The following is a 13,496-nucleotide window of genomic DNA, read 5'->3' on the forward strand; positions in this document are numbered from 1 at the left end:
GGGTTTCAGTCATTACTAAGCGCTATCGGAATCGATAACTGGTTAAATAATGATAATGCTCATTGGGACGTAATATCGGATCATTATCCTGCCATTCAGGATGGTTCGGTGAATCAGGCAAAAACTGCGTTTCAAGCGCAAAACCACTGTGATCAGCGTACTCACCACCGATACGGTTAGGGCACCCTGCCAAATAATTCCCCGTATACAATTGCATTGCAGGCTTGGTGGTTAATACATCCATCGTTAACGAGCCGTCAGTCGCGATCACGGTTGCACACGCTGTTGTTGCTCGACATACATCAGAGCGCAATACAAACGAGTGATCGTACCCTTTTGCTTGTTGCTGATCTGCATCGATTAACCAATCTTGATGAATCACTTTAGGCTGGCGGAAATCAAAGCTTGTTGCCTCAACCGCATTAAACTCACCCAATGGGATCCCTTGCTGATCTGTCGGTAAATAATGATCAGCGTTGATCGTTAACTGATGCGATAAACAATCATGCCCGCTATCAGCGCCTAACAAATTAAAATAACCATGATTGGTTAAATTAACAATTGTTGGCTTATCTGTTTCCGCACTGTAGCGAATCGTAAGTTCATTATTTTCAGTTAATGTATAGGTCACCACAACCTGCAAGTTACCTGGAAAACCCATATCACCATCAGCAGATAACAACTTAAATTGCACTTCAGTAGCATTCAATTGCTGCATGTGCCAGCGACGTTTATCAAACCCCGTTTCACCACCATGTAAACAGTTGCCATTTTGATTGGTCGATACTTGGTAATTCTCACCGTCTACATTAAATTTACCTGCCGCGATACGATTAGCATAACGCCCAACCGTTGCGCCTAAATACGCCTGTTGCTGATAAAAATCATTCAGGGTACTTACCCCAAGCAATACTTCTCTGTATACGGTTTGGTGATCCGCAGCAACTGGTACACAGCAGCTGAGCCACGTTGCGCCAATATCCATCAAGGTTACTGACATCCCATTTTGATTAACAATAGTAATCAACTTGGCAGGCAAACCATCCGTTGCCATATCAACAGTCATAGATTGATGTAACGCAATTGCATGTTGAGGTAGGTTATTTAACATACTCAATCGCCTTTTAAATTACGCTTCAACCATAAGGTTTTCATTGATAACACCGGCACCCGCCATAGCTTTACACACATAAATAGTTGCTTGTAAGCCTGTTGCTGCCTGATATTTAGCATTCACTTCAGCGGTAATAGCGTCAACAAATGTCGGCGGTACTAGTGCCACAATACAGCCACCAAAACCACCGCCGGTCATACGTACGCCACCTTGATCGCCAATAACACCTTTCACCATATCGACCAATGTATCAATTTCAGGAACGGTGATTTCAAAATCATCACGCATTGAAGCATGTGATTCAGCCATAAGCTCGGCAAGTACCGCCATGTTGCTATTACTCAAAGCAATGGCGGCAAGTTCAGTTCGCATATTTTCAGTGATCACATGACGCGCACGTTTAGCCACCATCACATCAAGCTCTGCTTCTCGCTCAGTAAACATGGCTAGTGTTACATCACGCAATGCCGGCACACCAAAGAAAGCTGCCGCTTGTTCACATTGTACGCGGCGAGTGTTGTATTCACTATCCACTAAACCACGTTTTTTATTAGAGTTAATGATCACCACTGCCATATCTTCAGGCATGGCAACAGCAGTTGTTACTAATGAACGGCAATCAATCAGTAAAGCGTGGTTTTGTTCGCCTTCTGCCGAAATTAACTGATCCATGATGCCGCAATTACAACCGACAAATTGGTTCTCTGCTTGTTGACCATTAAGCGCTATCTCTTGCTGACTGATGCTAAGATCAAATAATGCTTTAAATGTTTGACCAATCACCACTTCAAGCGCAGCTGATGAACTTAAACCCGCACCTTGAGGAACATTGCCGCTAACAACAATGTCCGCACCACCCAACACATAACCACGATCTAATAAGCACTTAATCACACCACGGACATAATTAACCCACATGCATTGTTGATCAAATTCAAGCGGCTGAGTGATATCAAACTGATTAACTTCATTGTCGTAATCAACCGCAACCACACGCACGATGTTATCGTCACGACGCGAAGCAGCGACTATGGCTTGATAATCAATCGCACAAGGAAGCACAAAACCATCGTTATAATCAGTATGCTCACCGATAAGATTTACACGCCCAGGTGCTTGAATAATATGACTAGCTACATAGCCTAATACTGATGAAAAAACGGCAGATACGTTATCAATAAGGTGTTGAGTACGATTCGTTGTCATTATTTTTACCTACTATTACCAAGGGTTACCGTGTGGTAACGAAATTTATTAAATCAATAAAACCTATCTAGCGATTAATCTAAATAGTGCACATCACTGACTGCGCGCAATTTTTCAGCGGCTTGTTCTGCGGTTAAATCGCGTTGACTTTCAGCCAGCATTTCATAGCCCACCATGAACTTTTTCACAGAAGCTGATCGCAGTAATGGTGGATAAAACAGAGCATGAAGTTGCCAATGATCAGTCGAGGTGTCGCTAAAATTATTATCCGACTCAAAGAAAGGAGCGTAATGCCAGCCCATAGAATAAGGAAATGAACACTTAAATAAATTATCGTAACGACTGGTCAGTTTTTTAATCGCTAACGCTAAATCATCACGTTGCGCAGATGTCAGTTCATCCATACGACGAATATGGGTTTTAGGTAATAGCATGGTTTCAAAAGGCCACGCTGCCCAATAAGGCACCACCGCCAACCAATGCTCAGTTTCAACCACAGTACGAGAACCGTCTTCTAGCTCACTATTAACATAATCAACTAATAAGTTAGTGCCGTATTGCGCATAATATTCACGCAATAAGGTATCTTTACGGCTAATTTCATTGGGTAAAAAGTTATTCGCCCAAACTTGACCATGTGGATGTGGTTGTGAACAGCCCATCACTGAGCCTTTATTTTCAAACGCTTGCACCCAAACGTAATCTTGACCTAACTCTTCTATTTGTTCATTCCATGTATCAACCACTTTACGAATAGCACCAACAGATAACTGCGGCAGTGTTTTACTGTGGTTAGGTGAGAAACAAATAACACGGCTTAAACCACGCGCACTTTGGCAACGAAATAAAGGATTACTGTGTTCAGGCGCTGCGGGTGTATTCGCCGTTAACGCAGCATGATCGTTACTAAAAATATAAGTCCCCGTGTAATCAGGATTTTTATCACCAGAAACACGGGTATTGGTTGGGCATAAAAAACAAGAACCATCATAAGCAACATTTGATTCCGGTTGTGGCTGTTCATCAGCACCTTGCCACGGACGCTTAGCACGATGAGGAGAAACAAGTACCCACTGCCCTGTTAACGGATTATAACGACGATGAGGATGGTCAATCGGATCAAAACATTCAGACATAATAATTGTGCTCTTGTGATTCTGTAATGCTAAAAAGTCTAAATTGATTTTAGGTTTACTTCCGTGATCAATGACACGTTATGTAAACGTTTCCACAAAAACAATAATTGGTGCCGATCCTCACAAATTAAGATCATCTTCATTGCTTATTTAAGCCCTATGGTTCAATACTTTTAACGTATTTACACATTGCTTCCAATTTCAAGAATAAACATTCATTAACAAAAACTAAAGTATTCGAGTTTTTTACTAAATATAGATAGTATAATTCTATAAAATATAACTACATGTCCCTCAAACACACAGCAAACATTATTCAGGTTGCAGGGATTGCCGGAGGACAAATGGCAACATTAAAAGAAATCGCAACCAAAGCGGGCGTATCATTAGCAACGGTTTCTCGTGTTTTAAACGATGATCCAACCCTTAGTGTCAAAGATGAAACCAAACGTAAAATATTTGAAATTGCTGAGCAGCTTGAATACACCACCAGTCAATCTCGAAAATCAGCGAAAAAACAAACGCTGCATTTCCTTGCTTTGTATAATTACAAACAAGATGTTGAGGTCGATGACCCATATTACTTAGCTATTCGACATGGTATTGACACTCAATGCGATAAACTTGGCATTAAGCTTACCAATATCTATGAATGCAATATTGCCGCAGCCCCTAAAGCCGTAGATGGAATATTGATTATTGGTCAAGTAAGTGAAGACAACCTTGCCGCTGTACGTGCCTTATCAAGTAATACGGTTTATGTTGATTACACCGATCACCAACTTGATATTGATTGTATTGATATTGATTTAGAACGGATCAGCAAAGAGGTCATTAACCACTTTACCCAACAAGGTTACCAACGGATTGGGTTTATTGGTGGTCAGGATAACCCCGATAAATATGATATTCGTGAGTTAACGTTTACTGAATATGGCAAATTCAAAGGCGTTGTTTCAGATAAAGATATCTACCGTGGTGATTTTAGTAGTCAATCTGGCTATTCATTAGCAAAAAAGATGCTCGCGACTGATCATCCTAATGCATTATTTGTCGCATCAGATTCGATTGCCATTGGGGTATTACGCGCGATACATGAGAGTGGGTTGAATATTCCAAATGATATTAGTTTAATCAGTGTTAATGATATTCCAACAGCAAAGTTTACTTATCCGCCGTTATCAACCTTTCGAATTCACTCAGAACTGATGGGTTCTCAAGGAGTTAATTTATTATTAGAACGCAGCCGTGATGATCGAACTATTCCATTAAGAGTGTTTGTTCCTAGCCAATTAATTTTACGAGACACAACCAAAAAATAAAATAACGCATTAATTTAAAACATAAAAACGACATGAATGATGTCGTTTTTTTTGTATTAAAAATATCAAACCTTTCAAAACAAGCGCGAGATCACTCAAATAAACCGCCGTGATTGTTTTTTTGTTGTCGACCTCACAAAGCTCAAAACAGAATGTGATCGAGTTAATACAAAAAAGTTTTACCTGTATTTTTTAGTAAAAGTTTACTTAATAATGTTCCCAGATAATTAAAACATGTCTCGGAGGCATCGTGAATAACTGGGAAAACATTAACTTACTTAGCGAAAATAGACTGGCACCTCGTGCGTACTTTTTCTCTTACAACGCATTAAATAAAGCGCAACGCTTTCAGCGTGATTTAAGTCAGCATTTTATGTTGCTAAGTGGCCAGTGGACATTTAATTTCTTCACTCATCCACTATTAGTTCCTGAAGAATTCTATAACCAAGAAATGAGTGACTGGACCAGTATTCAAGTGCCAAACATGTGGCAAATGGAAGGTCACGGTAACTTACAATACACCGACGAAGGCTTTCCCTTCCCTATTGATGTACCTTTTGTTCCTTCAAATAACCCAACGGGCGCATACCAACGCACTTTCTTTTTAAGCGACAACTGGAATGAAAAACAAACCATCATTAAATTTGATGGTGTTGAAACCTACTTTGAAGTTTACGTGAATGGCCAATATGTTGGTTTCAGTAAAGGTAGTCGCTTAACGGCTGAGTTTGATATTTCAGCTTTTGTTAATTCGGGCAAAAACTTACTGTCTGTACGCGTTATGCAATGGGCAGATTCAACCTATATCGAAGATCAAGATATGTGGTGGATGGCGGGTATTTTCCGTGATGTTTACTTAGTCGGAAAAGAGCCTGTCCACGTCCGTGATTTCACTGTACGTACCGATTTTGATGATGATTACCAAGCAGCAACCTTGAGCTGTAAAGTAGATTTAGAAAACCTCAGTGGTAATGTTGTTAGTGATTACAGCCTTGACTACGCTCTTTATGATGGCCACGTTCAGGTTGCAAATGGAAACGTTTCCAAGCTAGCGATTGCAAGTACTACCCATACTGATTTTGCAATCAAAATGACAGCACTTACCCATTGGACCGCTGAAAATCCACATTTATACCACCTGTTTTTAACTTTACGCGATGCAGATGGCATTGTGGTTGAAGTTATTCCACAACGTGTTGGTTTCCGCGATATTAAAGTGCGTAATGGTCTGTTTGAAATCAATGGTCAATACGTGATGTTACATGGAGTTAACCGCCACGATAACGATCATCTTAACAGCCGTGCAGTAGGCATGGATCGCGTAGAAAAAGATATCGTGCTGATGAAGCAGCATAATATTAACGCTGTACGTACCGCACACTATCCTAACGATCCGCGTTTTTATGAACTGTGCGATCAATACGGTTTATTTGTGATGGCTGAAACGGATGTTGAAACTCACGGTTTCGCTAACGTTGGCAACCTCAGCATGATCACCGATGATCCAGCATGGGAACAAGTGTTTGTTGAGCGAATTGAACGTCATATCCACGCCCAAAAGAACCACCCTTCTATCATTATGTGGTCACTGGGTAACGAATCTGGCTACGGCTGTAATATTCGTTCAATGTACGCAGCAACCAAAGCGATTGATGATACCCGTCTAGTACATTACGAAGAAGATCGTGATGCAGAAGTGGTTGATATTATTAGTACTATGTACTCTCGTGCCCAAATGATGAATGAGTTTGGTGAATTCCCACATGCTAAACCGCGTATTATTTGTGAATATGCTCATGCTATGGGTAATGGTCCTGGTGGACTCACTGAATATCAAAACGTGTTCTATAAACATGACCATATCCAAGGTCACTTTGTATGGGAATGGTGTGATCACGGCATTTACGAGCAAGATGAAAACGGTCGTGATGTTTATAAATACGGTGGTGATTACAGCGACTATCCAAATAACTACAACTTCTGTATGGACGGCTTGATCTATCCTGATCAAACACCAGGTCCTGGTTTACGTGAATATAAACAAGTTATTTGCCCAGTTAAAATTGCTGTTAAAGATCACACTAAAGGCATTATTACAGTAACCAACAAATACTGGTTCTCTACTCTAGATGATGTTGTGTTTGATATCGCAGTACGTGCTGAAGGCGACACACTAACCTTTAATCAAATTACCGTTACCGGTTTGGCAGCAGGTGAATCACGCGACATTGAATTAGTACTACCCGTTATGGATCAGCGCGAAACGTTTGTGAATGTATCGATGCGTAAAAAATCGCGTACATCTTACAGCGAAGCAAACCATGAACTAGGCATATTCCAATACCAAGCCAAACCAAATACCGCCTATGCCGAGCACTTTGAAAATAACAATGCGATGCCACTGACTGTTATTGAAAATCGTCTTGATTGGGAAATTAGCGGTTACGACTTTACGCTTCGTTTCTCAAAAACCGATGGCAAGCTCACATCATGGCTACGCCAAAATAATGAACTAATTGCATCATCGCCTGCAATGAGCTTCTTTAAGCCAATGATTGATAACCATAAGCAAGAATATGAAGGCTTATGGCACCCAGCTCACCTGCAAATTATGCAAGAGCATTTCCGTAGCATCAATGTCGAACAAATTGCTGGCAAAGTTATTGTTACTACTAACAGTATTGTTGCGCCACCAGTATTAGATTTTGGTATGCGTTGCCAATACCGTTTTGAAATTTGTCCTCAAGGTCAAGTCAACATGACGTTAAGTGGCAATAAATACGGTGATTACCCACATGTCATTCCTGTTATTGGTCTGGATTTAGGGATCCATAATCAATTTGATCAGGTTGAATATTACGGTCGTGGTCCTGAAGAAAGTTATCAAGATAGCTGTCAGAGCAACATCATTGATATTTATAACACCACTGTTAGCAATATGTTTGAGAACTACCCATTCCCACAAAATAACGGCAACCGTCAGCATGTCCGTTGGGCAAGTTTAACTAACCGTCATGGTGTAGGTTTATTGGTTAAACCTGAGCAAGAAATTAATTTCAGCGCATGGCATTACACCAATCAACATATTCATCAAGCACAACACATTAATGAGCTTGACCCTAGTGGTTACATTACGGTCAATCTTGATCATCAAGTAATGGGCTTAGGTTCTAACTCTTGGGGTTCAGAAGTCTTGGATTCATACCGTGTTTACTTTAATGACTTTAGCTATCAAGTCAGTTTAGTACCGTTTAGCAAAGCAGATTGTGATAGTCGTTACCTTGCTAACCAAACATTTACTACAACGCGCATCGGTGGAGACAAATAATGATTATTTTAGCATCACTGGATCAATTCAAAAGCCTGTACCGCGATGGTCGTAAATGGAATCGCTGCGTTGAAGCGATTGAGAACATCGGCAATATTCAGCCCAATGTCTTTCACTCTGTCGGTGATTCACTAGCCTATCGTGTGCAACATGGCCCAGCAAAATTAGATGAACAATTTGTCGGTCACCGTCGTTACTTTGATGTTCATTATTACCTTGCAGGCAGTGAAACCATCGAATGTGCTGATAAAGATACACTCACTCTAACTCATCCATACAGCGATGAAACTGACCGTGAGTACTTTACAGGAACAGGTCAAGCACACCGCATAGAAACAGGACAAATGGTGATCTTTGAAAATCATCAAGCACACCGTTTCAGTGCTAGCGATAACCTTCAAAAAGTCGTTTTACGTGTCACTATTGAGGACGGCTACTTCCTTAATAAATAACCCTCTATAACCGCCAGTTAATCATCGCTGGCGGTTATACAGCAGCAACAGCAATCCAAAAAAATAAAACATAAAAACAATAACCTATGGTTTGGATTTAAACCAAACACATAGACATCCTACAATACTCAACGTGATCCATCGGAGATTCTCATGTCTGAATCAAAACGTAATACCATAGGGAAATTTGGTCTACTGTCGATGACCTTTGCGGCGGTATACAGCTTCAATAATGTTATCAACAACAATATTGAGATTGGTCTATCGTCAACCCCTATGTTCTTCATTGCTACCCTACTTTATTTCATCCCATTTTGTTTAATCATTGCTGAATTTGTTTCACTGAATAAAGATTCAGAAGCCGGTGTTTATGCTTGGGTTAAAAGCTCTCTCGGTGGACGTTGGGCTTTCCTCGCTGCTTATACGTATTGGTTTGTAAACCTTTTTTTCTTTACCTCATTACTACCACGCGTTATCGCTTATGCTTCCTACGCCTTCCTCGGATATGAATATATTTTCACGCCAACAACGACCACACTATTAAGTATCGCTTTATTTGCCCTCGCGACTTATGTCTCAACCAATGGCGCAAAGATGTTAGGGCCAATTACCTCAGTAACATCTTCATTTATGTTAGTGCTGACGTTGTCATATATTATCTTGGCAGGTGCTGCTGTGATGGGAGGTATTCAACCCGCAGATCCAATTACAGTAGAAGCATTAACACCGCAAATTAACTGGGCATTCTTTGGCGTAACTGCATGGATATTTATGGCAGCAGGTGGTGCTGAATCAGTCTCTGTTTACGTTAACGACATAAAAGGTGGTCACAAAGCGTTTGTAAAAGTGATTATTTTTGCAGGTATCTTTATCGGTGGTTTGTACTGTGTTTCTTCAGTACTTATTAACGTATTTGTTGAACGTGAAGCATTGAAATTTACCGGTGGTTCAGTACAAGTGTTTGAAGGCTTAGCACGTCATTACGGCTTACCTGAAATTATGATGAACCGTTTCGTTGGTGTGGTGTCATTTACCGCAATGCTTGGCTCACTACTGATGTGGACAGCCACTCCCGTTAAGATATTTTTTTCTGAAATTCCGGCTGGTATCTTTGGGGAGAAAACCGTTAAGCTAAATAAAAATGGCGTTCCAGCACGTGCAGCATGGGCGCAATTCTTTATCGTTATTCCACTGCTTATCGTACCGATGCTAGGTTCTAATTCTGTACAAGAGCTAATGAGCACAGTGATCAACATGACTGCTGCAGCATCTATGTTACCACCACTGTTTATTATGATTGCTTACTTAAACTTACGCTTAAAACTAGACCACCTACCACGTGACTTTAAAATGGGTTCACGTACAACGGGTATTGTGATGGTGTCGATTTTAATTGGTATTTTCAGTATTGGTTTCTTAGCTTCAACCTTCCCAACCGGCGCGGATATTATGACTATTATCTTCTATAACGTTGGTGGAATTGTAATATTCCTTGGCTACGCATGGTGGAAATATAACCGCTATGAAAGTCAATTAGCCGCAGAGCAAAAATCAATATTGGAAACAGTAACGCCTACAAATTAGTTATTATCACTATAGTTATATTTCATCAAAGCCTTGAGTTTTCCCTCAAGGCTTTTTTACATCTTAACAATCAAAAAACACAACCATTTAATTACATCATCGTCACATTTTTACATTCATAATCTTAACTTTATGTGTTTAATGGCATATAGTAAAGTTTATTAGATTATAGATCTAACAGTACTTTAATAAGGATGTTATGCGAAAAGCGCTAGGAACAGGTTTACTCTTCACTCTTTTATTACTGACTTTAACCGTAATAAGCGCTGTTACTTATAATCATCAAAATAATGACGAAACAATCAATAAAATAAAAAACGAACAACGCCAGCAGCAGCATCAACAACAACAACACATTGCACAACAAATTAGTCATACGGTCTCTCACTTCAAACAGCTTGATTCCTATTTGAAACAACAGTCATGGCAACAAATACTAACACTCTCACAGCGTGATGATTTCATTAACTTTGCAAATAAAATATTCACTAATAATACGACGTTAAATAGCATTAGTCTTATTGATTATAAAAATAGTTATCGCTTAAAGATTAGTACCGCAGTTAATAACAATATAACCGTTATAAACAATAAAACGATCACTTCTATAACTGAATTAAATGATATTGATCACGCATTTTCACTGGCTGCCAATCAAACCTATATTAATGCGTCACCCCTGCCACTTAACTATATTAATTATTATCAACACATTACTATTAATAACTATCAATGGGTTATAAAAATAGAACAGCAGAACCTACCACAGGTTCTCATTAATTTTTCAAATAGTGATTCCATATCACAACACTTTTGGATCATAAATAATAAAGGTCAAACTTTAATTAATACCGCTAAAAATAGCACATCTATGAATGATAACGACCACCGTTTTAAACGTCAGAATTTTTCATTGTGGCAACACATACAGCGTTATAATCATCATCAAATAATAAAAGAAAATAACCTTTATACCTATTCACCTCTTTTTATTCCAACGAAATTAAAAGCAAGCGTTGATTTTAAATACGGTAATTTATCACCATGGGTATTGGTTTCAAAAGTTAACATTACAAATAATCACAGTATGTTAGCGTTTATTCAATACCCATTAAATCGATATTTTACTATTTTTATCTTAATCATTATTAGTGGTATTTTTTCACTACTCGCGTTTAGTTATATTAATCGTCAAAAAACTGAAATCAGTCGTATCAATAGTGTTAGAGACACAACACTTCATCGCTATTATTCTTTAATAGAAAACACCGATTCTGGCATTATTGTCATCAATAACAAGCGTAAAATAACAGCGATAAATTCAGCTGCAATAACTATTTTAGATCTAAAAAAAGATGCTCTTCATAAAAACATCATTTCACATATCTCAGCAATTAATACAAAAATAGATATCGTTGCACTATTAAAAAATATTGATAATCTCGCTTTTAATGATAAGAAAAAAATGCAATTAAAAATCAACACACCTCCATTTAAACATTTAGAAATAATTGCCACAAAGATTAATAATAACGATGATAACATCATGCTACATATAATAGATGTCACTTCATGGGTTAAACGTGAGCAACAACTTAAAGGCTTATCACGGGCCGTCGAACAAAGCGAAGAAGCGGTTATTATTACTGATAGATTTGGAGTCATTGAGTATGTTAATAGTTCATATGAAAAAAGCACAGGAGAAAGTTCTAGTGAGATCATAGGGATAAACAGTAAAGCCATTTTTAAACGTTATACTGATGACACTGATAAAATAGATGACATTCAATCAAAATTGAATCAAGGTCAAACGATTCAACGTATTATTTCACAAAAAAATAATGATACTGTACATTATATTGATAATACCATTTCACCTATTCGCGATAAAAATGACCGGATCAGTAATTATATATCAACCAGTAAAGACATTACTGATCGTATCAATTATGAAAATGAATTACATCACCTTGCTCATTATGATCAATTAACGGCACTCCCTAACAGAAACATGTTTATTACTGAAGTAGATAAATCACTTTTAAACGCTAAAAAAAATCAGGCGAAGATGTCTATATTAGTGATCGAAATTGATTTATTTAAAAAATTGCATGATTCATTAGGAAATGACAAAACAGAAAAAATATTGGTTATTATATCAAAGCGTATTCGATCAAATTTAAGAGAAGTTAATCTTCTATCTCGCTTGAATAACAATCAATTTGGTATAATTATTCAATCTGTTCAGCAATCAAACTGTATCAATACACTAGCAACACGGTTACTCAATAATATTCATGCGCCAATTAGCTATGATGGCAAACTAATTTCAGTATCAGCCAGTATTGGTATTTCACTCCAAACAAAGACAACCACAACTGCTGAACAAATCATTAAAAATGCTAATATCGCTTTAAGCTATTCAAAAGATAAAGCTAAAAATCAATATTGCTATTTTAGTCCAGAAATGGAAACAGAAACGACACACAAATTAGAGCTAGAATCTGAACTGCGAAAATCAATTAATACGGATCGCTATGAGTTTTACTATCAACCGAAAGTATTAGCGCACTCACATGCACTAACTGGTGTTGAAGCATTATTACGCTGGCGTGATAAAAATGGCCACTATCAAGCCCCTGTTGATATTATTCCGCTACTTGAATCATCTGGATTAATCCTTGAGGCGGGTATATTCCTGATTGAAAAAGCCTGCTGTCAGCTTAAACAGTGGCAACAACAAGGACTCTATATAAATATGGCGATCAATATTTCAGCCCAGCAACTGCTTGAATCCGATCTAACGACAATTTTAAAAAGTGCGATAAAAAAAGCAGATTGCAACCCAGCCTATCTAGAACTAGAAATCACCGAAAGTGTATTAATGACTAATATAGAATTAGCCTATCAAAAACTGATCGACCTTAAAAAGATTGGTATTAAGATCGCCATCGACGATTTTGGCACAGGTTACTCCTCGCTTGCTTACCTAAGTCGCTTTCCTATTAACATTTTAAAAATAGATCGCGAGTTTGTAAAAGAATTACCCCATAACCAAGATAGCATCACAATCATTAAAGCAATTATTGATCTTGCCCACAATCTTGGCTTAACCGTTGTTGCTGAAGGTGTTGAAAACATTAAACAAGTTACTTTCCTTGAACAAATTGGGGTTGAAGAGTTCCAAGGCTTTTATTTCAACAAACCTCTAACTTGTAGTCATTTCAATCGTCAATATTTATATCAAAAACAACAAATCTCAGATAACACTCTATAAGAGTGTTCTCTTATTTAACGTTGTAGCTTATTATTAAAGATATACGCCATTTTATTGTTAATCATAAGTGGATTCTT

8 protein-coding genes are annotated in these 13,496 nt (G+C 38.3%); 5 read left to right on the top strand and 3 right to left on the bottom strand.

Annotated features, from left to right (window positions below; all coding sequences use genetic code 11):
* Nucleotides 1-22 precede the first annotated feature (22 nt).
* The 3 genes from galM to BTO21_RS06310 form a co-directional block, all read right to left on the bottom strand.
* The gene (galM, locus tag BTO21_RS06300) at nucleotides 23-1,111 is read right to left on the bottom strand and encodes a galactose-1-epimerase (RefSeq protein WP_045030618.1); all 1,089 of its coding nucleotides are present in this window, start codon (nucleotides 1,109-1,111) and stop codon (nucleotides 23-25) included.
* An 18-nt stretch (nucleotides 1,112-1,129) separates the two neighbouring features.
* Nucleotides 1,130-2,320, bottom strand: coding sequence for a galactokinase (gene galK, locus BTO21_RS06305; protein ID WP_045030616.1), 1,191 nt, complete (start codon nucleotides 2,318-2,320; stop codon nucleotides 1,130-1,132).
* A gap of 74 nt (nucleotides 2,321-2,394) precedes the next feature.
* Entirely contained in the window at nucleotides 2,395-3,456 is a 1,062-nt protein-coding gene (locus tag BTO21_RS06310; protein ID WP_045030614.1) for a UDP-glucose--hexose-1-phosphate uridylyltransferase, read from the bottom strand.
* Nucleotides 3,457-3,800: 344 nt separating this feature from the next.
* Here BTO21_RS06310 and ebgR point away from each other — a divergent pair, with 344 nt between their 5' ends.
* From ebgR to BTO21_RS06335, 5 genes are all read left to right on the top strand, one after another.
* Nucleotides 3,801-4,778 (top strand): transcriptional regulator EbgR, encoded by a 978-nt coding sequence (ebgR, locus tag BTO21_RS06315; protein WP_045030613.1) that lies wholly within the window; start codon nucleotides 3,801-3,803, stop codon nucleotides 4,776-4,778.
* 250 nt (nucleotides 4,779-5,028) lie between these two features.
* The gene (gene ebgA, locus BTO21_RS06320) at nucleotides 5,029-8,106 is read left to right on the top strand and encodes a beta-galactosidase subunit alpha (protein WP_045030611.1); all 3,078 of its coding nucleotides are present in this window, start codon (nucleotides 5,029-5,031) and stop codon (nucleotides 8,104-8,106) included.
* Nucleotides 8,106-8,558 carry a beta-galactosidase subunit beta gene (locus BTO21_RS06325; protein ID WP_045030609.1) on the top strand — a complete coding sequence of 151 codons (453 nt, stop codon included), beginning with the start codon at nucleotides 8,106-8,108 and terminating at the stop codon, nucleotides 8,556-8,558. The genes ebgA and BTO21_RS06325 overlap by 1 nt, the downstream gene beginning before the upstream one ends.
* 153 nt (nucleotides 8,559-8,711) lie before the next feature.
* Nucleotides 8,712-10,142, top strand: a complete 1,431-nt coding sequence (locus BTO21_RS06330; protein ID WP_045030608.1) for an amino acid permease — start codon at nucleotides 8,712-8,714, stop codon at nucleotides 10,140-10,142.
* 199 nt (nucleotides 10,143-10,341) lie between these two features.
* The gene (locus BTO21_RS06335; protein ID WP_105026732.1) at nucleotides 10,342-13,419 is read left to right on the top strand and encodes an EAL domain-containing protein; all 3,078 of its coding nucleotides are present in this window, start codon (nucleotides 10,342-10,344) and stop codon (nucleotides 13,417-13,419) included.
* The last annotated feature ends 77 nt before the right edge of the window (nucleotides 13,420-13,496 follow it).

It is taken from the genome of Photobacterium phosphoreum, from assembly GCF_002954725.1.
Taxonomy (GTDB): domain Bacteria; phylum Pseudomonadota; class Gammaproteobacteria; order Enterobacterales; family Vibrionaceae; genus Photobacterium; species Photobacterium phosphoreum.